Origin of the sequence: Shewanella sp. ULN5, from assembly GCF_030731885.1 — a bacterium.
Taxonomy (GTDB): domain Bacteria; phylum Pseudomonadota; class Gammaproteobacteria; order Enterobacterales; family Shewanellaceae; genus Shewanella; species Shewanella holmiensis.
Genome location: NZ_JAPJEE010000006.1, coordinates 183,533 through 204,905 on the forward strand (window position 1 = coordinate 183,533; position 21,373 = coordinate 204,905).

General features: G+C 41.7%; 22 protein-coding genes. 12 read left to right on the forward strand and 10 right to left on the reverse strand.

The features are described 5' to 3' along the window. The first annotated feature begins 44 nt into the window (after positions 1 to 44). Together ORI98_RS08215 and ORI98_RS08220 are read left to right on the forward strand one after the other, a co-directional pair. Positions 45 to 1,463: a tetratricopeptide repeat protein gene (locus ORI98_RS08215; RefSeq protein WP_306134887.1), complete on the forward strand. Its 1,419-nt coding sequence runs from the start codon at positions 45 to 47 to the stop codon at positions 1,461 to 1,463. 230 nt (positions 1,464 to 1,693) lie between these two features. Further along, the gene (locus ORI98_RS08220) at positions 1,694 to 2,428 is read left to right on the forward strand and encodes an EAL domain-containing protein (RefSeq protein WP_306134888.1); all 735 of its coding nucleotides are present in this window, start codon (positions 1,694 to 1,696) and stop codon (positions 2,426 to 2,428) included. A gap of 399 nt (positions 2,429 to 2,827) precedes the next feature. Here ORI98_RS08220 and ORI98_RS08225 read toward each other — a convergent pair whose 3' ends face one another. Together ORI98_RS08225 and ORI98_RS08230 are read right to left on the reverse strand one after the other, a co-directional pair. Continuing rightward, positions 2,828 to 3,190: a hypothetical protein gene (locus tag ORI98_RS08225; RefSeq protein WP_306134889.1), complete on the reverse strand. Its 363-nt coding sequence runs from the start codon at positions 3,188 to 3,190 to the stop codon at positions 2,828 to 2,830. A 92-nt stretch (positions 3,191 to 3,282) separates the two neighbouring features. After that, positions 3,283 to 4,251: a LysR family transcriptional regulator gene (locus ORI98_RS08230; RefSeq protein ID WP_306134890.1), complete on the reverse strand. Its 969-nt coding sequence runs from the start codon at positions 4,249 to 4,251 to the stop codon at positions 3,283 to 3,285. 124 nt (positions 4,252 to 4,375) lie between these two features. Between ORI98_RS08230 and ORI98_RS08235 the strand changes: the two genes are divergently transcribed. After that, positions 4,376 to 5,575, forward strand: a complete 1,200-nt coding sequence (locus tag ORI98_RS08235) for a multidrug effflux MFS transporter (protein WP_261298634.1) — start codon at positions 4,376 to 4,378, stop codon at positions 5,573 to 5,575. Between the two features lie 60 nt (positions 5,576 to 5,635). Here the strand turns inward: ORI98_RS08235 and ORI98_RS08240 are convergent, their stop codons facing one another. Then, positions 5,636 to 6,583 carry a hypothetical protein gene (locus ORI98_RS08240; RefSeq protein WP_306134891.1) on the reverse strand — a complete coding sequence of 316 codons (948 nt, stop codon included), beginning with the start codon at positions 6,581 to 6,583 and terminating at the stop codon, positions 5,636 to 5,638. 74 nt (positions 6,584 to 6,657) lie between these two features. Here ORI98_RS08240 and ORI98_RS08245 point away from each other — a divergent pair, with 74 nt between their 5' ends. From ORI98_RS08245 to ORI98_RS08275, 7 genes are all read left to right on the forward strand, one after another. Further along, on the forward strand, positions 6,658 to 7,272 hold the full coding sequence (locus tag ORI98_RS08245; protein ID WP_306134892.1) for a tRNA-uridine aminocarboxypropyltransferase: 615 nt from the start codon (positions 6,658 to 6,660) through the stop codon (positions 7,270 to 7,272). Beyond that, entirely contained in the window at positions 7,269 to 7,640 is a 372-nt protein-coding gene (locus ORI98_RS08250) for a hypothetical protein (protein WP_306134893.1), read from the forward strand. Before ORI98_RS08245 ends, ORI98_RS08250 begins: the two co-directional genes overlap by 4 nt. A 29-nt stretch (positions 7,641 to 7,669) precedes the next feature. Further along, on the forward strand, positions 7,670 to 8,329 hold the full coding sequence (locus ORI98_RS08255; protein WP_306134894.1) for a class I SAM-dependent methyltransferase: 660 nt from the start codon (positions 7,670 to 7,672) through the stop codon (positions 8,327 to 8,329). 370 nt (positions 8,330 to 8,699) lie between these two features. Next, entirely contained in the window at positions 8,700 to 10,028 is a 1,329-nt protein-coding gene (locus ORI98_RS08260) for a pitrilysin family protein (RefSeq protein WP_306134895.1), read from the forward strand. Then, positions 10,025 to 11,470 carry a pitrilysin family protein gene (locus ORI98_RS08265; RefSeq protein ID WP_306134896.1) on the forward strand — a complete coding sequence of 482 codons (1,446 nt, stop codon included), beginning with the start codon at positions 10,025 to 10,027 and terminating at the stop codon, positions 11,468 to 11,470. The genes ORI98_RS08260 and ORI98_RS08265 overlap by 4 nt, the downstream gene beginning before the upstream one ends. Before the next feature lie 94 nt (positions 11,471 to 11,564). Then, positions 11,565 to 12,170, forward strand: a complete 606-nt coding sequence (locus tag ORI98_RS08270; protein WP_306134897.1) for a hypothetical protein — start codon at positions 11,565 to 11,567, stop codon at positions 12,168 to 12,170. Then, on the forward strand, positions 12,151 to 12,681 hold the full coding sequence (locus ORI98_RS08275) for a hypothetical protein (RefSeq protein WP_371931137.1): 531 nt from the start codon (positions 12,151 to 12,153) through the stop codon (positions 12,679 to 12,681). Before ORI98_RS08270 ends, ORI98_RS08275 begins: the two co-directional genes overlap by 20 nt. Before the next feature lie 53 nt (positions 12,682 to 12,734). On the opposite strand, the gene ORI98_RS08280 is transcribed toward ORI98_RS08275, so the two are convergent. The 6 genes from ORI98_RS08280 to ORI98_RS08305 all read right to left on the reverse strand — a co-directional run bounded on the left by ORI98_RS08280 (position 12,735) and on the right by ORI98_RS08305 (position 18,027). After that, positions 12,735 to 13,073, reverse strand: a complete 339-nt coding sequence (locus ORI98_RS08280; RefSeq protein ID WP_306134899.1) for a DUF2956 domain-containing protein — start codon at positions 13,071 to 13,073, stop codon at positions 12,735 to 12,737. Beyond that, positions 13,070 to 13,534, reverse strand: coding sequence for a tRNA (uridine(34)/cytosine(34)/5-carboxymethylaminomethyluridine(34)-2'-O)-methyltransferase TrmL (trmL, locus tag ORI98_RS08285; RefSeq protein WP_261298645.1), 465 nt, complete (start codon positions 13,532 to 13,534; stop codon positions 13,070 to 13,072). The genes ORI98_RS08280 and trmL overlap by 4 nt, the downstream gene beginning before the upstream one ends. 108 nt (positions 13,535 to 13,642) lie before the next feature. Beyond that, entirely contained in the window at positions 13,643 to 14,290 is a 648-nt protein-coding gene (locus ORI98_RS08290) for a hypothetical protein (protein WP_261298646.1), read from the reverse strand. A 166-nt stretch (positions 14,291 to 14,456) separates the two neighbouring features. After that, positions 14,457 to 15,821: an ATP-binding protein gene (locus tag ORI98_RS08295; protein WP_306134900.1), complete on the reverse strand. Its 1,365-nt coding sequence runs from the start codon at positions 15,819 to 15,821 to the stop codon at positions 14,457 to 14,459. Next, entirely contained in the window at positions 15,821 to 16,507 is a 687-nt protein-coding gene (locus ORI98_RS08300; protein ID WP_306134901.1) for a response regulator, read from the reverse strand. The genes ORI98_RS08295 and ORI98_RS08300 overlap by 1 nt, the downstream gene beginning before the upstream one ends. Before the next feature lie 83 nt (positions 16,508 to 16,590). Beyond that, the gene (locus ORI98_RS08305; RefSeq protein ID WP_306134902.1) at positions 16,591 to 18,027 is read right to left on the reverse strand and encodes a cytochrome C biosynthesis protein; all 1,437 of its coding nucleotides are present in this window, start codon (positions 18,025 to 18,027) and stop codon (positions 16,591 to 16,593) included. Between the two features lie 279 nt (positions 18,028 to 18,306). Here ORI98_RS08305 and ORI98_RS08310 point away from each other — a divergent pair, with 279 nt between their 5' ends. After that, a complete protein-coding gene (locus tag ORI98_RS08310; protein WP_306134903.1) occupies positions 18,307 to 18,795 on the forward strand; it encodes a Spy/CpxP family protein refolding chaperone in 489 nt (162 codons plus the stop codon). A gap of 179 nt (positions 18,796 to 18,974) precedes the next feature. Beyond that, a complete protein-coding gene (locus ORI98_RS08315; protein ID WP_306134904.1) occupies positions 18,975 to 19,844 on the forward strand; it encodes a cation diffusion facilitator family transporter in 870 nt (289 codons plus the stop codon). Positions 19,845 to 19,930: 86 nt separating this feature from the next. Here the strand turns inward: ORI98_RS08315 and glnG are convergent, their stop codons facing one another. Then, entirely contained in the window at positions 19,931 to 21,343 is a 1,413-nt protein-coding gene (gene glnG, locus ORI98_RS08320; RefSeq protein ID WP_306134905.1) for a nitrogen regulation protein NR(I), read from the reverse strand. Positions 21,344 to 21,373 lie beyond the last annotated feature (30 nt).

The window sequence follows — 21,373 nt, forward strand, 5'->3', positions numbered from 1 at the left end:
TTTATTATCTCTCGCTGAGGTGATTCAGTTTACAGGAGTGAGTATTGATAACTGATATTGAGTTAGTTAGCCAATTCTCCAGCGAGCTGGGTGAAGATTACGCTAGCGCCAAGAGTTATGTTCGCGATATTCCGACTCAAGCGTTGGTTTTTGTGCGTAGTTTTACCCATAAACTGGCAATACTCATTGCAGAACAACATCAGCTTGAGTTCAGTGGCCCCAACCTATACGACCGCATTGAGCAATTGAATCAACGCCGCTTGCTTGATGTTACAGCTATTCGAACTATGCATAAGTTGCGTGGTGATGGTAATCGTGGGGCGCATCCTGAAAAATATCATTTAACGCAAGCTCAGCTAGTGGCTTTAGCAGAGAAATCAATTAAGCAAATTGTTACCTTAGTCGTAAAGCTTTATCCCGTATTGCATTTTACTCCAGTACCTGCTTACCAATTTGTTGCATTTGATTCGATAGCGGGGAGAGATTTGTGTTATCGAGCGATGATGCAAAACGATCATCATGCGCAATATTTAGTGGCTATGTCATTAAAAGCACAAGCACTAATGGCGCAAGAACAATCAAATGTCACAGCCTTGGATGCTGATACCTCCCTAGATCTTCAAACTACTCATGATGAAGTGCAGCGTTTATTCGCTCAGGCTGCTTATTGGTTTGCGCAAGCTGCCCCATTTGAAGATGTTGCCTTGTATGAGCATGGGGTGAGTTTGTTGCATGGCTATGCTGAAAGCGGTCAAGTTAAGCAGGGTGAATTACTGATAGCGCAAGCGGCCAAAGCGGGTATAACGGATGCGCAAGCTTTACTCGGTTATTTTTATTTGGTCGGTAGTGCAGAGTTTTCCGTTGATGTTGAACAAGCAAAATCATTACTTCAGCAGGCGGCAGACGCTGAGAATATTGAGGCGATGTCTAATCTTGGTGTGCTGTATTATCAGCAACATGACCATCAGCAAGCGTTATTATGGATGAGTAAAGCGGCAGAGTCGGGATACCCGCAATCACAATACCATTTAGCATTGTTACTTGCTGAAGGCGAAAATATTGACGCAGATAAAAGTCGTTTTTGGATGCAAGAAGCCGCAGCCCAGGGGCAACTAGATGCCATGTTGCACTGCGCGACCGAAATTTTGCACAATGATAATGCTCAGGCTACCGAGCTTGAACAAGCAGAACGTTATTTACATGATGTGATTAAGTATGGTCATAACGTTACCGCAATGATTGAGCTGAGCGTGGCTTTAGCTGACGGAATGCTCAACCGAATCGATGTGGTGCAATCAGCATACTTATTGCAGCAAGCCAAGCATTATGGCAATGATATTCAGCGACAAGTGATTGAACCTTTATGGCAATCATTATTAATGCAAATCGACAGTGTTATTGCTTTGAACCCCAGCGCTGAAGAATTGGCCAGCCTGCAACAGGCTAAAACTTTGCTTCAATGAGCGAGTTTCAGCATCAAGCATCAATTAAAATAATTCACCCTCGACGTTAACGCATTTTTTATTATCTGATATTGGTGGTTTTTAGCGCAATTATTGGGTAATTGTATGCATTATATTCATCTTGGTTAACCAGATGGTTTATACGCTTTACCTGATAATACTTCTCATTTACACTTCTGCGCTCTTAGTAGAATGCAGGAGTAAGTAACGCGAGTTACTTCAGATGAAACATGAAGCATGAAGACTGTTTAAACCCTAAATGTTTAATCGATTTAATTGAGCGCAAACGCTTTGGTGTTGAATATCAACCCATTATTGATTGTAGAAGCAATGACATTTTTGCTTATGAGGCACTAGCCCGTTTTTACAATGCCGATAACACCACCATTAGACCCGATCTGGTTTATGCCTCTTTACACAGCAGCCCATTAAGTTTGTTCCAAGTGGAATATCAACAAAAAAGACTACAGTTATCTTATGCCATTAACGGCTCAAACCTTTTTGTTAACTTAGATCAAGACTCGTATTTTTCTAGCGGGGTGATTGATGAAAATAATCCTTTTTTGAAGCTATTTAAAGAGTGTCAAAAAGCGGAAATCATTGTCGAGTTGATTGAAAACTCAGAAATTAATGACGCAATAATGAGCTTGGCGATGATTAAAAACTTATCTAAAAACAACATACTTACCGCAATTGATGATGTGTGCAATCCGCAATCTATGATATCAACATCCGTTATTCAGCTCGTTAAATACATTAAACTTGATAAATATGTACTACAAAATCGGGCTAATGAAAATTTTATGTTATTGGTTAAATCGATAATCAATTATGCCCACGATGCAGATAAACAAGTTATTTTAGAGGGTGTGGAAACTGCGGATGATTTAGCGTTGGCCAATAAGCTCGGCATCGATTTTGTGCAGGGTTTTTACTATAAAAAACTATTCAAAATGGTGAAGTGATAGACTTTAACTTAAACAGGCCGAATAAATTGTTCTAGGGGACCTAGAGTGTTTTATTATTTAACCTGAACTCTGGGTAAGAGATTAGCTAAACATATGAAATTAAATAACATATATCTAACCCATGTATTCTAGAGAGATATTTTTCTTAGAACAAGGCAAATTTGTGCGTCAATAGCTGGCCTATTGCAAACAAATTTAACACAGTTATCAGTAAAAATAGCCTCTAGAAAGCAAGTTGTTATCCAGAGTTCAGGTTATTTAAGTGACATAACGGTAAGGTACAACGTTTGATGACCCAAGATGGGTCATCGGTATCGTTCGCCGCCATTGTTCAAAAAGCGGACGCATTAGTGTTAGTCGATTGTTCTTTAGGTTAGTTGTTATCCCACGCTGAGGTTAGCTAAGGGGCTCATCGGCATTATGTTCAAAGGTACGACCGCGAGCATGAGTATTTTTAGGGTGTGTAAACATGTTGGCGTAAGGTGCTGAATTTTCACGTTGGATATCTGCATTGCCTCGGTACATATCACCCTGATTACGTTGTGATGATGCGTAGGCTTGTTTCATTTTTGGTGATAAAAATGTACGGCCTAACACCTGAAAAGTAATAAAACTTAATAGACCTAATAACAGTAAAAAAGGCAGTAATATTAACGCTAACATGGCGATACTGATAAGCGAGAGCATGACAATAATAGGATTCATGGTCGAGAATCTATGCTTTAAATGCGCTGAATTAAATGACGAGTTAAATCTCATAACGGCTCCTAAATGCGATTAGCCTAATTTGTGTATCGATTATTTAAAGCAAGTTTGCCGCAGTAAGACATAATATGTCACGTTAAATGTGGTTAATGTGCCGCAAGTACTAATGCTTTAGGGATGCTATTAGAAATCATTTCTCTTACCCATTTATGCCCCGGTTCCTGATTATTACGCTCATGCCAAAGTAAGACATACGCCATGGGCATGAACTCAAATGGCAGGGGAATTTGCACTAACGAATAAAGGTTTTGTGCATGGTGCGCAAAACTGGATGGCAAAGTAAAAATCAAATCGGTATGGGCACAAATACTTGCCGCGCCGTAAAAATCTGGCACTGTGGTTGAAATGCGCCGATGGTGATTGGTGTTTGCTAAAAAGTAATCTAATGCCCACCAATCGTTACCTTCACAGCGTACTTGAACATGACTAAGAGCTAGATAGGCTTCTTTATCCCAATCTCCACGGTTGATGGCTTGTAAAATGGGGTGGTTTTGACGTACTAAGCACACTTGCTTATCGTTGAATAACGTTTGATATTCAAGGCCATCAGCAAGATCATCTGCTTTAAATTGTGATTGCGGATGTATATCGCGACCTGCGATACCAAAATCAATTTGTCCATGTTGTAAATCATATATCGACTTTTCATTCCAGCCATAAGCGTCTAACTTTAATTTAGGGGCTTGCTGTAATAAAGGCCCAATGAAATACGGGATCAGCGTTTCATAGGCACTTTCAACCATAGCTAAGGCAAAATGGCGTTGGCTAGTGGTGGGCTCAAAACTCGGAGGTTGGGTCAGTTGATACAGGTTTTGCAATGCCTGTGGTAACAGTTTTCCTAATGCTAATGCATGTGCTGTTGGTTTTAATCCGTGAGCCGTGCGTTGAAACAGTGGGTCATCTAAGGTATCGCGAAGACGGTTTAAACTTTTGCTTAAAGCTGACTGACTCAGATGTAAACGATTGGCGGCTCGCGTCACGCTTTGCTCTTCAAGTAATACTTGCAATGTCACTAGCAGGTTTAAATCGATTCTCGCAAGGTTGTCTAAATTCATTATAGATATTCCTATAGGGAAATTCATTGTGGATTTTATATCATTTCTTGTCATACCTCTAATGCGATAAAATTTCACCCTACCCAATTGTGTACCTATAGCTTAAATATGAGTGAGAAGTCTGATGCAACGTAATTTATTGCCGCTATTAATGTTCATGGTGCTGTTAAGCCCACTTGCCATTGATATTTATTTACCTTCAATGCCGACCATGGCCTTGGAGTACGGCGTATCAGACAGTCAGGTGCAATCAACCTTAGTATTATTCTTATTTGCTATGGGATTAGGACAAATTCTTATTGGGCCCCTTGCTGACCGCTTTGGGCGCCGCCCCATTGCCTTGTTTGGTATTGTGCTTTATGGCATTAGCAGTTTACTAGGAGCTTATGCTGTTGAGTTTGAATGGTTGCAGTTAGCCAGAGTGTTTCAAGGGTTAGCGGCTTGCTCTACCTCGATTGTGGTGTTCAGTGCGGTTCGCGATTGTTATAACAGCAAGCAAAGTGTGTCTATGTATAGCTATCTTAATGGGGCTATTTGCGTGGTGCCTGCGCTAGCTCCCACACTAGGAGGCTTGCTTGCTTTGCAATTTGGTTGGCGCTCTACCTTTATCTTTATGGCGTTATACGCAATCGTGGTGTTATTTTTAGTCGGCTTTAAGTTTCCTGAAACACGTCCATTGAATACCGATATTTCAGGCAAACTCTATCGTTGGGGGCGATATAAGCCGGTACTGAGCGATGGTCATTTTATGTTCTATGCCTCAACATGCATGGTCGCCATGGCTTCAATTCTTTGCTATGTATCCTATTCCCCTGTGTGGCTTATTGGTCGCTTAGGGATGTCTGAATTAACTTTTAGCGCCTTATTTGGATTAAATGCGGTGGTTAATATTGCAGCTTGCTTTGCTGCGCCTGTGTTAATTAGGCGTATTGGTAACCGTGCGGGTGTGGTGGTGGCGCTTAATTTTATGATTGCAGCAGCAGCCCTTGAGGTGGTAATGCAGTTAGTGGGACCTCAAACAGGATTAGCGGCGGGATTTGCGTTTATGCTACCAATGATGTTGCTCTGCGTTGGCTTCGCAATTTTACTCGGCCCGGCGACGAGTATGGCCTTGTCAGGTTTTGGTGAGCGGGCAGGTACGGCAACAGCGATGTTAGGTTGTATTCAAATGAGCGGCGCATCAATCTTGACTGCGTTAATTCAATTAACGGATATTTCAGCACCGTTTGCCATCGCACTATTAATGGGTGGCATGTCTAGCCTTTTACTTGCAGTAATGGGAATGCAGCGCTTTAACCATTGGCATCAAGAGCAGCATGCATAAGTTTTAAATGAAAACGCGCATTATTATTAATAATGCGCGTTATTGATGAGCTACTTACGATTAGAATCGAGCGTTGATCGCAACACCTAAGTTAGTTTCTGAGTCACTATCAACAAACACTTGTTGTGCCACAAATTTAGCAGAGAAAATATCAGAAAAATGCCAATAGTATTGGGTATTGATATTGCTGATATTTAGATTGTCATTATATCGCTGCCCATCCTGAGAATAATCCATCTTTAATTGAAGATAACTCGTTGCAACCCCTAGCGACCAAGCGTTATTAATGTACCAATCAGCTTCTACACCCAATATTAATGTGGATTTATCCACATTAACATGTGTATCAAATGGGTCTGGTTGCAGGTTTTCATTCAGCATATATCCTACGCCGTAACGATTATAAGCGGTTTTCTCGTAATTAATCCCAGCCGTTAAAAAAAGTCCAGAAGTGGATTCAAACGGGAGAAAGTGCTCATAGGTGAGGCTATATAAATCGAAATCTCGGCTTTGCTGCTTGTCTACCTCAAAGTAGTTGCCTTTGAAATATTGAGATTCACTTTGTGAAGATGTGGTATAGCCTAAGGTCAACTTTGAACCTTCAGAGAAATAATAACCGGTATTGATATGATAAGTGTCAACATCATCAAATAAGTTTAAAAATGATTTTTCATTGGCAATTTTTAAATATTCAGCGCCAATAAACCACTTTGAATCGAAAACATATTCTCCTGATAACGCATAGAGATCTTGATATTCTGTCGTTGCATATCGTGCTGAAATAACCGCGCCTTGGTTCAGGAATGCCGCTAATTGATAAGGTCTATCTGTTTGTTCTACGGCGGTAAAATAATAGCTGTATTTTGCATTGACTAGCCCGTCACTATCCTCCGAAGAGTCTAAAAAACCAATTTCGGCTTCATGATGAAATGGCAAGTTTTCTGCAGCAAAAATGGAAAATGATAAAAATGAGGCAAATAAAGCGAGTGAAACCTTTGAAAGTGTCATTAATCGTCCTTGAAGTGTTAAAATGTATGACGCGAGAGTATAAGGTTTGTTCTTAACAAGGCTGCAACAACAGTATGGCTCGATCTTATTGTATTTATTGTACATATCCTATTTCTGCATGTTTGTGCCATGCAGTTAGCTCAATTAAAATGAGTACTGAAGTGGTTGTGATGCAGCACCCTAGTGAAGTAAATCATGCCAAAAACACCGTCAGGCTAATGCAGTTGGTGATCCCACAAATGCAGGTGTTTATCGGTGAAACCTCAGAAGATTTTATTGAGTTACAAGCTTACTTAGCCCAAGCGACCAAGCCGATTTATGTGGTGTATCCGAGTGACAACAGCGTATCTGTTAGCCAAGCAAACCCAGCGAACAACGCTATCATTATCTTAATCGATGGCACCTGGCGCAAAGCCTATAAAATGCTGCAGTCTAATCCATGGTTATTAGATTATCCGGCCATTCATTTAGAGGTTGAGCACGCATCCAATTACATTATTCGTAAAGCTAAGCGCCCTGATAGTTTATCCACCCTCGAGGCCACGGCGCTATTACTATCAGCAATGGATTCTGCAGTAGACACCACACCTTTATTTGCAGCATTTGATGCAATGGTGCAACATAGATTGAGCGCCATGCCCGAAGGCATCAAAGCCCGCTATCAATTGCATAACAAGGAAGTAAAATGAAATACACTCTGTTAAGTCTCTGTCTTGCACTCGCATCACCGTCAATGGTGTTTGCCAGCGATACCATGACATCTATTGACCCCGAAAAACCGCGCAAAAAGTTGTCCTTAGAAAAACAGGCTGAGCAAGGCCGAATCGACTCCAAAAAATTAGAGCAAACTCAACTTGATAAAGCGCGTGCTGCCGCAAAAGAAACCGCTGAGCGTGAGCAAGATGTGTTATCGCATCAAGAATCAGGTGAGTGGCAGGATGAGCAGCGACAAAAAGCAAAAGCACAATTTGATGAACGTGCTGAGCGTGAGAACAAATATCTGAAACAAGCCCAAGAAGCTGCTGCCAAAGAAAGACAAATTAGTGAAGAACAATAACCCAATTCATATTATAGAGCCGTTTAGCCATGTGTAACATCTTACTCGATGCCCCTAGTCTGTGTCCGCTTTGTCATCACGATCAGCTGGCTTTATTTCATCAAGATAAAAAACGCCCTTATTTTCAATGCCAACAGTGTCAACTAGTGACTGTTCCTGCTGCATTTTATCTCGATGAAGTAGCAGAAAAGGCTTTTTATGATTTACACGATAATACTGTTGCAGATTCAGGCTATCAGCGCTTTTTATCTCGCACATTACATCCGGTGCTGAATGTTATCGCTGGTGATGCTAAAGGGCTCGATTATGGCTGCGGAGAAGGTGCTGTATTAAGTAAGATGGCCGCTGAACATGGCATAGCAGTTAATAATTACGACTTGTTTTATTTCCCTGACCAAGGGCAACTGCAGCAGCAATATGACTTTGTCACTATGACCGAAGTGATAGAACATATTGCCGATGCCCAGCAGGTGTTTAAGCAGCTACAAGGTTTGCTAAAACCCTCAGGTTTATTAGCGATTATGACTAAGCGTGTTCGTGACCATGCGGGTTTTATTCATTGGCATTATAAGCATGACCCTACACATATTAATTTTTACAGTGAGGCGACCTTTGAGTGGATCGCGCAAACCTATCAATGGCAATTAGAGATCATCGATAACGATGTGGTTTTTTTTAGGGTGCCTTAAAGAGCGCTCATTAAGTCGCGCTTTTTAAACCGAGCGACTTAAGCCTTAGCTAGGGATAGTGGTTTCAATCTTGAAAATAAAGATTTGCAAATAAATCGATACAATTGTTTTTCTCTCTTCACCTCAAAAAAATTAACAATTTTGCAAAATAAAGGTAAGTTAGCCAGTATTGCTGCTCATGCAACAAAAACGCTGGATGCCATTGCTAAAACCATCATTGACTCCGGTTAGCCTGTTACGGTGAATCACCCCGAATTAGTTGCCATAATGAGCTCTTTAATTGAAGCGGTTGTTGACTCTCATGTGTTAATTAAACCTGCTTTTTATTGGTGCCGCAAAATAGTTATTAGATAGCTCAAAGGAGCGAGATATGAAACGTACGTTAACCGCATTAATGTTACTGGCAGGATTGCTGAGTGCATCAAATGCAGCTGCAACCACAGCCAAAGATATTAATAGTTTTACGCTTGATAACGGCATGAAAATTATGGTGTTAGAGGATGGTTCTATTCCCAATGCCAACATGTACTTATTCTGGAAGGTTGGATCACGCAATGAGGTGCCGGGCATTACTGGTATTTCACATTTTTTTGAACACATGATGTTCAATGGCTCAAAAAAGTTTGGCCCAAAAATGTTTGACCGCACAATGGAAGCGGCGGGGGGGGCAAACAATGCTTACACCACAGAAGATATGACAGTATATACCGACTGGTTTCCTGCAAATGCGTTAGAAACGATCTTTGACTTAGAGGCCGACCGTATAGCGCATTTAGATATCAATCCTGAAATGGTTGAAAGCGAGCGAGGTGTGGTGCAATCAGAGCGCACAACAGGCTTAGAAAACTCAAATTGGCGTACCATTCAAGAAGCGTTAAAAGGGGTGGCATTTTCAGCGCATCCCTATAGCTGGTCAGTGATCGGCTATGAGTCTGATATTGCAGCGTGGTCATTGGAGGATTTACAGCAGTACCATAAAACCTATTATGCTCCGAACAATGCGGTGGTAGTGATTGTTGGCGATGTAAAATTAGCTGAAGTGAAAAAGTTAGCTAACCAATATTTTGCACCGATACCAGCCCAAACCCCACCCAAAGAAGTACGTACCGTTGAGCCATTGCAACATGGTGAGCGCAGAGTCTTTGTAAAAAAAGAATCAGTTAGCACCCCTAATGTGATGTTGGCATACCATATCCCCGCCACTAGCCATGCTGACTATTATGCACTTGATTTATTAAGTTCTATTTTAAGCCAAGGCAATAGCTCTCGCTTCTATCAAGGTTTAGTTGATAAGCAAATTGCAACTGCCGCAGATACTTACATGCCAATGTCGTTTGACCCTAACTTGTTTTACATTTTAGGCGTCGCAAATTCGGGTGTTGAAGCTAACACGCTTGAGTTAGCATTACTCGAGCAAATCAACTCAATTGCTACTGAAGGTGTGACTGCAGAAGAGTTGGAAAAAGTGAAAAACATCAAATTAATCAATTTTTACCGCGACATGGAAACCATTAATGGCAAGGCCAATACGCTAGGGACTTATGAGATGTATTTTGGTAGTTTCGAAAAACTTTTTGATGCGCCTGAGCGCTATAACACTGTTACTCCTGCGGATATTCAACGAGTGGCACAAACCTACTTAATTCGTGCTAATCGCACAGTAGGGGTATTAGCTGCTACAGAGGAGAGCGACAAATGAGACTTATAAAACAATCTATTAAATTGTCGTTATCGGCTTTAGCTATCGCCAGTGCCTTGTCGTTAACTGGGTGTGTAAGCACGGTTAAAAACGCTCCAGAAACCGTTGTTGAAACTGGTAGTTTTAGTTTGCCACAATACCAAACTGTTAGTTTATCTAATGGCTTAAAAGTGAATTTGATGGTGCAAAAAGAAGTGCCACTGATAACCTTAAGTGCTGTTGTGCGAGCAGGTGCGGTGAATGACACCACCTCAGGGTTGGCCAGCATAACCGCCCAGAGCTTAATGCTGGGCGCTGGTGGACAGTCTAAGGCTAAAATAGAGCAAACGCTTGATTTTATGGGAGCAAGTTTGAATACCGCCGCCGATCAAGAAGGCAGTTATATTGATGCCAGCTTTATGACAAAAGATATCGATAAAGTGCTGCCTATTTTTAGTCATGTGGTAATGGTTCCTGATTTCGACTCAACTGAATTTGCCAAACTACAGCAACGTGAAATAGTGGGGCTGTCGCAACAAAAAGAAAGCCCTCGTGCTGTCATTGGTCGTTACTTCAATAAGTTGGTGTTTGGTGATCATCCTTATGCCAATCCAAGCTCTGGCAATAGCGAGTCCATTGCTACCTTAACGATTGAACAGTTACGCGCCTTCCATAAGGGTTACTATCAGCCAAGTAATATGACCATCAGTGTAGTAGGTGACTTTGACCCTCAACAAATGCAAGCTAAGTTAGAACAGGCTTTTGGTTATTGGCAAAATACCGAAGAAGTGGTTCAGGCTAATTTAAGCCAAGGTTTGCCAGAGATGAGCCAAAGCAAAGTGCTTTTAGTCGATAAATCCGATGCGATTGAAACGACCTTTGTGATTGGGGGCATGGGGATAAGTTATGATAATCCTGATTATGTTGGTTTAACCGTGGTGAATACCATTTTAGGTGGCCGCTTTACTTCATGGTTGAATGATGAGTTAAGGGTTAACGCGGGGTTAACTTATGGGGCTCGTTCAGGATTTGTGCCTTATTCAAAAGCCGGTGTTTTTCAAATCAGTACTTTTACTAAAGCGGAAACGACAAAAGAGGCTATCGATTTAGCATTAAAAACCTATGCTAGACTTTGGCAAACAGGCATAGATCAAGCGACATTAGATTCAGCAAAAGCTTATGTTAAAGGGCAATTCCCACCTAAGTTTGAAACGGCTAGCCAATTGGCAGGCTTAATGTCTGATATGTATCTATATGGTTTCGATGATAATTTTATAAATCAATTTCAAGCTAAGGTGGATGGCTTAACCTTAGACGAAACGCAACGTTTAGTTAAACAGTACTTCCCGCAACAGCACTTACAGTATGTGTTGATTGGTAATGCCAGTAAAATTGCCGATATTGCTAAACAGTATGGCGAAGTGACTCAGGTTGATATCAAAGACAGTGGTTTTGGTCAGTAATTTACGTTGAAGCCGAAAAAGACCCACTAAGCAGTGGGTCTTTTGTTTTATCGGGTGTATATTTTTAAGTAACATTGTTAAAGAGTTTGATTAAATGGCAAAAATATCCGTGGATATATCTTCGACTGAAAATTTCATTGAAGAAAATAAAACGACCCAATCACTCTACCCACCAACCGCTCAAGCTAACTTAGATGAGCCATGGTGTCATGTCCAAGAAACCATGAATTTGCTTATTTTGGCAATGGCGCAAATAGAGCTAGGTCTAGATGATGGCGATCAAAAAGTCGCAAGTTTAGGTGAGTTATTTACCGATATGGCTTCTCATCAGCAACAGGTTAACCATTATTTGGCCACGCAAAATGACACCCCTAAAGCGATCATTGATCATGGCCAGCAATTGGCAGCTAAGGTAAATCAAGGTGTGATGGCATTTCAGTTTTACGATAGGTTATCGCAACGTTTGCAGCACGTCGTTAATGGATTGGGATTAACCAAAGAAGTGTTAGGAGATCAAGATGCAAGGCATACCCGTGCAGCTTGGCAACAAGTTAACCAACAAATCAAAAATGGTTATTCGTTAGAGGAAGAGCTCGCACTGTTTGATTGTATTTTACAGGGTGGCACACTTTCACAAGCCTTAGCACTGTATCAACAACATCTTGCAAAGCCTCAAGAAGATGATATTGAATTGTTTTAAAATCAGCTTGTGGGCTACCGTTGTTTTCTTCGGTTCTCTGCCTATATCGGCACTTGCCGCTAAGGTCTCGCTTGATGTTTTTTGCGCTTCTTTAATAGGCGAGTGGCAAGGTAGCGCGGCTAACCCCAATGGGGTCTCAAAACGAGTTACCAGTTCCATTATGTGTTCTGCAGATGGGCGAAATATGTATATTAGTGTTAGTCAGGGAGCAAGGTTTGCGAATAGTGAAACCTGGTGGTTTCGTCAACGTGGCAGTGATATTCAATTAGTGTATTCTGATGGCGTTAATGCCGATATATATCAATCACTCACTTTATATCAACAAGCTGATGCGTTTACCTTTTTAGGGGAGGGAGAGATTAAGCAGCGCCCCGCTTTGATCAGGCTTTCATTTTCAGCTACGTCAGTAGGAGCGCAAACTCAGTGGTTATGGCAGCAAAGCGCTCATTTTTTAGATGATGACAGTGATAATTATCAAGTGGTGAGAGGGGTTAGTTTGATCCCCCGTTAAGTGATAGGCCTTCGCAATTCAACACTTTTCTTCTTGGTGCTGTTTGCCACTTTTTAGCCCCAAATATACCAAGCAAAACATAACCAGCTTAATGCCAGCAAACAAATTAACCCCCATACAACCGGCGTGATCTGGTTAGAGTCATCAAACTCTAACTCTAACTCTAATTCTGGCTCATCATGCTGAGCATGTTGTTTGTGTTTGGCTTGTTGTTTACGTGCTTTATCGCTTTGTCTGGCTTTTGCTTTTTGTTGTTTTTTATATTCAGCAATGCCCTTTTCAATGCCACTGGCAATCAGCTTAGTTTGCTCTTTAGTCTGACCTTCTTTTTGGGTCGACTTAGCAATCATCAACGCGTGTTGCTGAGTTTCAATTGAAATGGGTTGCTTCATTGGGCACCTACAAAATCAAGTTGTCGCCAGGCTTCATAACTAATAATGGCAACTGAGTTTGATAAATTCAGGCTGCGACTATTGGCTGTCATAGGAATACGCAGTCTTTGTTCTAAAGGGGTGGCATTTATAATATCCATAGGTAAGCCACGGGTTTCAGGGCCAAATAACAGCACATCATCTTCGGCAAAGGCGATTTGGGTATGCGGGCGGCTGCCTTTAGTGGTACAAGCCATGATGCGCTTTCCTGCCATAGCGATGAGAAAATCTTGATAATTTTTATGGCGTGTTACACATGCTAAATCAGCATAATCTAAACCGGCACGACGCAATTTTTTTTCTTCTAAATCAAAACCAAGGGGTTCGATAAGATGTAAATGTGAACCATTGTTGGCACATAAACGAATAATGTTGCCCGTGTTTGGGGCGATTTCTGGCTCGTAAAGGGCGATATGAAACATGCTGACTTACCTCAAAAAATAACGGTGCATTATAGCGTTAGCGAAGCGACAAATCAGCTATATTAAGTAGTTTGATATTATTTGATTTTGATTATGCAAACTAGTTCTCTATAACGCTTTAAATCCTTTGGAATCTAAATGATTGAGTATTTTCTGACTTAGTGGGCAGGAAGTGTTAATCCATACTCCTATTGGAAATCTTCTGAACACTGTAGTTGAACTTTGAATTTGTTCTAAAGGAAAACCAAGTTGGTTTGCTGCGTAAGTAATAGAGTGTAAATCGGCATAGACATAATCGACTCGTTTTTTTATCAGTAAATATGTACCTTGTTGAATAGACTCAACATTAAATAATTTCGCACCATTATCAGAGAACTGTTTGATAACTCCTGCAGGTTGCATCATCCGCAGTTGTGCAATTCGCTTCCCTTCAATCTTATCACCTGTAAATTGGCTCGGTTGCACTAATCGATGTAATTTCAGTTCTAAAATGTCATCGTATAATGGAACAAGTTTATGATTTTTCTTTGTTTCAAATGGCGGAACAAAACTGGCACACCAATCTTGATTAACTAATTTTTTATGTACTCTGGCGGAAGATAAAAAGTTTGCCGTCACCTCGAAACCCGATGATGTCATGGCTTGAGATAGCTTAGCGAATGCTTCGCCCCTATCGGTTTGCTGCTGTATTAAATAGGGAGGGTATTCAATGGCATCGACGTAAAATGGTTCAGCATGAGTTATGCTCACGCTCATAGATAAAACCAACGTAAAGCAAAATAATATTACTTTACGACATGTTGTCATTTCGAGGCGCATTCCTTTCCCTTGTTAACTTATTCTCCTAAGTTTTAAGCATAGCAGAACCGCATATTAAAGTAGGGGGACGTTTATTCTTTAGAATACATAAAGTATGTGTCGTTTAAATGGGAATGTTTAATTTGATATGCAGTCCATTAGGCTTGTTATTCAACGCTTTAATATCCCCATTATGGGCTTGAATTGCCGCTTGAGTAATTGCCAGGCCTAACCCCCAGCCACCACTGATTCTATCTCGTGCGTTATCTGGGCGATAAAAGGGTCTGAAAATCGCGCTAAGTTCTTTTTCATCGATCCCTTTGCCATCATCCTTAATGTCAATGACTACCTGTTTGTTCTTTATCGCGGCCGAAATATTAACGTGTTTGTTCGCGTAGCGAATGGCATTACGTAAGACGTTTTCGATGGCTCGACACAAAGGTTTTGGGTAATGTTCAAATGCAAGGTGTTCATCAATATCAATATGCAGCTGCTTGTGCTGTTGTTCCGCTTCAAATTCAGCATCATCTAACACTTGGCTGAGCGTTTCATTTAGCTCGGTATAAATCCGCACCTCGCTAGCATTCAGTGTGACCCTTGAAAGGGTTAACAGCTCACCGATTAAGTCATCTAATTGGGTGGCTTCATATTCGATACGAGATAATTCTGTGGTGTCCTGACCTTTTTTTCGCGCCAATGCCAGTGACAGTTTTAAGCGGGTTAAAGGTGTTCGTAGCTCATGAGATATATCACCCATCAGCCTTTGTTGGTTAAGCATCATAGTTTCAATTGAGTCTGCCATACTGTTAAAGGCTTGAGCTAATTGGCCTATTTCATCGTTTCTACTGATGGTAGTTTTATCTGCACGGTGCGATAAGTCCCCTTTAGCAAGGGCATTCGCGCAGTGTTTTAGGCTATTAAGTGGTTTACTGAGATGCCAAGCAAGTAGGCCGCATAACAAGCCAGAGAATAAAATAGCGATAGTGGCGGTGAGTAATTTGTTTTCTGAAAAATACAAAAACCAAGGCCGAGGATGGCTGGCCGGTACTCTGCCATAAACCTGATAGGTTTGTTGATTAACACTGAAAGACAGTGGTCCAAAGACCAACTCATTTCTAAATTGGTGGCTAATCGGCTGCTTGGCATCTTCTGCCATCAATAAAAATTGTCTTAATGAGCGTGGGACTTTACGGCTATTAATCACCTGACCATCGTCGTTGGTTAAATAAATACGTAATGGTCTGTCGCGCTTTGAATACTGTCGTTGTAATTGATATAGCTTATCCGAGGTAAGGATATCGGGTGACTGTTGAATATCTTCAACAACTTGATGAAGCGCTTGCTGTAATCGTGCTTCTAATGGTGCGCGATCATGGCTTTGCAGTAGCATCGGCAGCATTAATACTAATGCAATAGTCAGCGAGCTGCACAGCCAGAAGCCAATCAGCAACTTAAAAAACAATCTATTTAATGGGGCTGTTGTGCGCATTAGGGGATCCAAATGTAACCTTTGCCTCGTAAGGTTTTTACCCGTGCGCGACCATCGGTTCGTTCGGGCAGTTTTTTGCGCAAGTTAGATAAATGCATATCTAAACTGCGGTCAAATGGCATCAATTTTTTCCCTAATACATTTTCGCTTAAGGTGTCTTTGGTGACTAACTCTCCCGCACTGGATAACAGATTAAACAACAAGCTAAATTCTGTGGACGTTAAGATGATTAACTGATCGTTGCAAAAGGCTTCTTGACGACTAGGGTCTAGGGATAAGTCACCCAGTGTTAATGAATCAGCCGATGCTTGCCCTTGTAAGGTAGCGTTTGCACGGCGCAAAATAGCCCGAATACGCGCAATTAATTCGCGATCATTGAAGGGTTTTGGTAGGTAATCATCAGCGCCAATTTCTAAGCCGATAACTCTGTCAATTTCATCACCGCGAGCGGTTAACATTAAAACGGGGGTTTGTTTACGTTTACGTATGCCTTTTAAGACTTCAAAGCCGCCCATTTTGGGCAGCATGACATCTAATAAGATAAGGTCGCAGTCAGAGTGTAATGCTAACGCTAACCCTGCTTGACCATCGTAAGCTTGGCTGACGACAAACCCTTCCATTTCTAAAAGTTGGGTTAATAATTCTGATAATCCGACATCATCGTCAATAAGTAAAATTCGATTCATTTCAGCCCTCAATATGCATTTAAACACTTTAGCTTAAGGCGGGCTGAGATGACATCATCATTGCACAGTTTTACATTAATCGATTATTTGAATTTCAATACTTGAGCCAGTTTGACGATAACAAATGTCAAGATAATTGAACCGATAATCAATCCTATAGATAACACAGGGTTTTGCAGTGACATAGGATCAATCACTAACATCCCCCCAAGGCCTAGCATCATGATCCCTGACATCAGTTTAAGCTTTTCACCTTCTTTTTCTGTCAGTTTACGCTTGCCTAATGTCATAGAGAATACGATAACAATTGTCGCTAATGGAATAACATAAACGACGTTATACGCAACAAGATACAGATAGCGCTCCATAACATCTAAGTTTGAAATCGAGAGCACCGAGGTATAAATCATCGGGAAACCAGCAGTACACAAAAGCTCATAGGCATTGGCTAAAATGGCTAAAATGGATGAACCGACAATCATAGTGGGTAATGAGCTGGCCTTTGATAATTTACCCATGCGCTTAATCAGGCTGCCTCTATTTTCCACTGACATAGATAAACTGACATCACCTCGGCCAAAAAAGTAGTCTTTAATATTCACCGTGGCAGCCACTAATGCCAATATGCCTGCACAGGTAATAATAATGCCGCCATCGCCACCGCCAAGCAGTTGGAATAAGTTAAGCCAGGCGCTCATGAAGATGAAGTAAATAAAGCCAGAGAAAAACACAAAAATCCCCCCGACCAACAACATGCGTTTTTTACTGCCAGCGTTAACCATAATACTGAGTAAGAACAGTAATACGAAAAAAGCACAAGGGTTAAAAGCGTCAACACCCGCTAGCACAACCGTTAACAAAGGCAGTGACATTTTTTCTGGGTGAACCGCGCCGATTAATGGAATATCCACTGGTTGCACATGAGGTTCCGCTACCTGTGTGGTGTTGCTGTCGGCAGTGTATTGTGACATTCCACAGGTGCTTGCGGCGCCATCATCTGCACTGCTTGTTTCGGCGCAGGTGCCAAATAGTGGCTCATCAGCAGGGGTATTTAGGGTAAGAAAGTCTGCAAGTTTATTACCTATGTCAGGCTGTCCGCCTTGTTTTTTATAGCAATCTATTAGTCGCTCAACAATGTATTGCCCTGTCACTTGGTGGCTGTTGTAGCCAATGATGGCTTCGCCACAAACGGCAAAATAGGGGACGGATTTTGGTTCACTGCCGGTAAGTTTGCCCATTCCCATGAGTTTATCGACATTACCTGGCTGGCTTATGAGGTAGTCTTCTACTGCTATCCAGTCAAATCGCTCGCCTAAAGCATCGATAAAGGGGTGTGCTTTTCGGCAATGTGGACAGGTTTCTGACCAGAAAAAATGTAGCTTAATAATTGTTTGGTCGGCTTGCTGGGTCATCCAAACCGAATCGTTTTGAGATGATGCTTGTGCCGCTGGGGAGGCAAATGCTGCTGAAAATAATAATATGGCCAACAATGCCCAAGAGCGTGTGAAAGTAAGATTCATGCTAGACCTTAATAAGAAATACAATCTTTAGCTAATTTTATGCTTAAGGCGAAGGCATGTAAGTATGAGGTTGCCGTTACGTTAACTTGCTCTCATTAAATCACAACATTTACAGTAATTTGTTAGCTTGATCACTGACTCATTTTCATGGGTTTACATAGCTTTACGCTAATAACACCCAAATTGACATTGCAATGGGTAAACTAGGTTCCATGTTGTGAACTTTACTAACATTCATTTAGGCTTAATAAATAAGCCATCATCAACGAGGTAATAGCTATGAAAACACGTCTTCCAATTAAAGTGGGTCTTGTTGTTCTGATTGCAAGTTCTGCACTATTAACTGGCCCGCTTTATGCTCAATCAGTCGTTGAGCCAACAGCCGATACGCAGGTTGAGAGACAATCAGAGGGTAAATATCAACATGGTCACCAAAGAAGTGGCATGCATAAGATGCTCCGTAAGTTAGATCTTACTGATGCGCAAAAAACGGATGTAAAAGCGATTGTTGAAAAATATAAAGCACAACGTCCAGACAAGCCGTCAGCAGATGTAAGAGCTGCACAAAAAGCTGAGATGGTGAGTTTAATCACCAGTGCTAATTTTGATGAAGCCAAGGCGCATGAGATCATTACAGCCAAGCAAGAGCGCAAAGCGGCGCAAATGCTACAGCATTTTAAAATGCAAAATGAAATCTACCAGTTACTGACCCCAGAACAACAGGCTAAGTTTACTCAACGCTTAGAAAAAAAAGGTAAAAAAAGATAGTCACCAGTTGCCGAACACCCATCACAAACTGTTAAGTTAATTATTAACTTAACGGTTTGCTGCTTGCATCACAATTTCACCGTCTTATCTTGTTAAAAGATGTAAACATTGTCGAAGCCATGCCCTGATCATTGCTATTATAAAGCTTAATAACGATTAATGATTGGATGAATCCGGTAATGAAAACCAACCAAAATTATGATTTTTGGGTCAAATTAGCCAGTAGAGCCTCAGTGGCCGTTGCGCTAGGCTTGATTGTCATAAAACTAATTGCATGGTTATATTCAGGTTCGGCAAGTATGTTGGCCTCGCTAACAGACTCATTCGCCGATGCGATGGCATCTATCGTCAACTTTATTGCCATTCGTTATGCAATTGTTCCTGCAGATAAAGACCATCGATATGGTCATGGCAAAGCTGAGCCGTTGGCATCGTTAGCACAATCGGGTTTTATTTTGGGGTCTGCCTGTATTTTGCTTTTTTATGGCGGAGAAAAGCTGATAAATCCTGTGCCAGTAACCCATGCAACCTTAGGTGTTGTGGTATCGATTATCGCAATTATTGTGACACTGGGATTAGTGTTACTGCAGAAAAAAGCCCTAGAGCAAACCAGCAGTACGGTGGTTGAAGCGGATTCATTGCATTATAAATCGGATTTGTTTTTAAATTCTGCGGTATTACTGGCGTTGGTGTTAGCTCACTATGGCTGGTGGTGGGCCGATGGTTTGTTTGCTGTGCTGATTGCACTTTTTATTGGGCAGCAGGCTTTAGATTTAGGCTATCGTTCAATACAAAGCTTGCTTGATAGAGAACTGGATGCTGAAACTCGAGATCAGATTAAAACCTTAGCATTGGCCGATAGCCATGTAAAAGGCATACACGATTTACGTACTCGTCAGTCAGGTAAAACCATTTTTATTCAGTTACATTTAGAGTTAGACGGTAACCAACCTTTGTTTGATGCCCATCGAATTGCCGATGCTACAGGATTAAGGATCAAGAACGCTTTCGAAGAGGCGGAAGTGATTATTCACCAAGATCCGGTTTAGGTGATACTGTTCAGTGATGGTCAGAAGCCTAGAGCAAATCTAGGCTTCATTCTGGTGCCATCTCTGTAGCCTCAACTCAGACGAGGTTACTCCATCGATAACTCTTTAAGTTTACGTGTTAGCGTATTACGCCCCCAGCCTAAACGTTTTGCCGCTTCTTGCTTATGACCTTGAGTATGCTTTAATGCGGTTTCAAGCAATATGCGTTCAAAAGCTGGCTGAACTTCAGTGAGCAGATCATTTTCACCCGCACTGAGTTTTTCATCTATCCAACTTTTCAAAGCAGATTGCCAATCACCATGACCTGATTGAGTTTGATGATTTGATACTGGGTCTTTGAGTAATTCTGGCGGTAAATCCTGAGGTAGAATTTCCTGTCCAGAGGCCATGACTGTTAGCCAACGGCAAGTGTTTTCCAGTTGACGAACGTTACCTGGCCACGGCAATTGCGATAATTTTACCGCGGTTTCTTTGGTTAATATTTTCGGTTCTACGCCAATTTCTTTGGCTGCAGAAGTAAGAAAGTGCGTTGCTAATTGAGGGATATCTTCACGGCGCTGAGATAACGGCGGTAAATGCACTCGTATCACATTTAGACGATGGAATAAGTCCTCACGAAAAGTCCCTTTTTGAACGAGTAATTCGAGATTTTGGTGGGTGGCCGCAATAATTCGCACGTCTACCTGTACCGCTTGATGTCCACCTACGCGATAAAATTGGCCATCAGACAGTACGCGTAATAAGCGCGTTTGCACATCTAGCGGCATATCGCCGATTTCATCTAGAAATAATGTGCCACCATTGGCTTGCTCAAACCGTCCCTGACGCACATTCGCCGCGCCAGTGAATGCGCCTTTTTCATGGCCAAAAAGTTCTGATTCAATTAAGTCTTTCGGAATAGCGGCCATGTTAAGTGCAATAAACGATTTGTCTTTGCGCGGGCTGTGTTTATGCAGTGCGCCAGCGACTAACTCTTTCCCCGTTCCTGATTGACCATTAATTAATACACTAATAGACGATCGAGATAAGCGTCCAATGGCACGAAACACCTCTTGCATTGAAGGAGCTTCGCCAATAATTTCAGGGGTTTTAACGGCGGCTTCTGCAGGGGCTGAAGGTGTTTGCTCGGTCGCATGGGTAAGCGCGCGCTCCACTAACGCGATAGCTTCATCAATATCAAAAGGCTTGGGCAGATATTCAAACGCTCCGGCCTGATAAGCGCTAACGGCACTGTCCAAATCGGAATGCGCCGTCATTATGATGACTGGAATATGCGGATAATGCAGTTGTAATCTGTCTAATAGCGTCAGCCCATCTGTACCAGGCATACGAATATCCGACACTATGACTTGTGGCTGTGAATGTTCTAATGCTTGCCATAATGATTCAGCCGCCGCAAAGCTGGCACTGGTTAGCTTGGCACCCGATAATGCTTTTTCTAGCACCCAACGAATGGAGCTATCATCATCTAAAACCCATACTTGTTCGCTTATTGTCATCTTGCTACCTCGTTCTGCCTTTAGGTCTAA

What these genes read in the sequence shown, in the direction of transcription:
- ORI98_RS08220 (WP_306134888.1), top strand. Translation starts at nt 1,694, where the DNA reads ATGAAGCATGAAGACTGTTTAAACCCTAAATGTTTAATCGATTTAATT.
- ORI98_RS08225 (WP_306134889.1), bottom strand. Translation starts at nt 3,190, where the DNA reads ATGAGATTTAACTCGTCATTTAATTCAGCGCATTTAAAGCATAGATTC.
- ORI98_RS08230 (WP_306134890.1), bottom strand. Translation starts at nt 4,251, where the DNA reads ATGAATTTAGACAACCTTGCGAGAATCGATTTAAACCTGCTAGTGACA.
- ORI98_RS08235 (WP_261298634.1), top strand. Translation starts at nt 4,376, where the DNA reads ATGCAACGTAATTTATTGCCGCTATTAATGTTCATGGTGCTGTTAAGC.
- ORI98_RS08240 (WP_306134891.1), bottom strand. Translation starts at nt 6,583, where the DNA reads ATGACACTTTCAAAGGTTTCACTCGCTTTATTTGCCTCATTTTTATCA.
- ORI98_RS08245 (WP_306134892.1), top strand. Translation starts at nt 6,658, where the DNA reads ATGGCTCGATCTTATTGTATTTATTGTACATATCCTATTTCTGCATGT.
- ORI98_RS08250 (WP_306134893.1), top strand. Translation starts at nt 7,269, where the DNA reads ATGAAATACACTCTGTTAAGTCTCTGTCTTGCACTCGCATCACCGTCA.
- ORI98_RS08255 (WP_306134894.1), top strand. Translation starts at nt 7,670, where the DNA reads ATGTGTAACATCTTACTCGATGCCCCTAGTCTGTGTCCGCTTTGTCAT.
- ORI98_RS08260 (WP_306134895.1), top strand. Translation starts at nt 8,700, where the DNA reads ATGAAACGTACGTTAACCGCATTAATGTTACTGGCAGGATTGCTGAGT.
- ORI98_RS08265 (WP_306134896.1), top strand. Translation starts at nt 10,025, where the DNA reads ATGAGACTTATAAAACAATCTATTAAATTGTCGTTATCGGCTTTAGCT.
- ORI98_RS08270 (WP_306134897.1), top strand. Translation starts at nt 11,565, where the DNA reads ATGGCAAAAATATCCGTGGATATATCTTCGACTGAAAATTTCATTGAA.
- ORI98_RS08275 (WP_371931137.1), top strand. Translation starts at nt 12,151, where the DNA reads ATGATATTGAATTGTTTTAAAATCAGCTTGTGGGCTACCGTTGTTTTC.
- ORI98_RS08280 (WP_306134899.1), bottom strand. Translation starts at nt 13,073, where the DNA reads ATGAAGCAACCCATTTCAATTGAAACTCAGCAACACGCGTTGATGATT.
- trmL (WP_261298645.1), bottom strand. Translation starts at nt 13,534, where the DNA reads ATGTTTCATATCGCCCTTTACGAGCCAGAAATCGCCCCAAACACGGGC.
- ORI98_RS08290 (WP_261298646.1), bottom strand. Translation starts at nt 14,290, where the DNA reads ATGAGCGTGAGCATAACTCATGCTGAACCATTTTACGTCGATGCCATT.
- ORI98_RS08295 (WP_306134900.1), bottom strand. Translation starts at nt 15,821, where the DNA reads ATGCGCACAACAGCCCCATTAAATAGATTGTTTTTTAAGTTGCTGATT.
- ORI98_RS08300 (WP_306134901.1), bottom strand. Translation starts at nt 16,507, where the DNA reads ATGAATCGAATTTTACTTATTGACGATGATGTCGGATTATCAGAATTA.
- ORI98_RS08305 (WP_306134902.1), bottom strand. Translation starts at nt 18,027, where the DNA reads ATGAATCTTACTTTCACACGCTCTTGGGCATTGTTGGCCATATTATTA.
- ORI98_RS08310 (WP_306134903.1), top strand. Translation starts at nt 18,307, where the DNA reads ATGAAAACACGTCTTCCAATTAAAGTGGGTCTTGTTGTTCTGATTGCA.
- ORI98_RS08315 (WP_306134904.1), top strand. Translation starts at nt 18,975, where the DNA reads ATGAAAACCAACCAAAATTATGATTTTTGGGTCAAATTAGCCAGTAGA.
- glnG (WP_306134905.1), bottom strand. Translation starts at nt 21,343, where the DNA reads ATGACAATAAGCGAACAAGTATGGGTTTTAGATGATGATAGCTCCATT.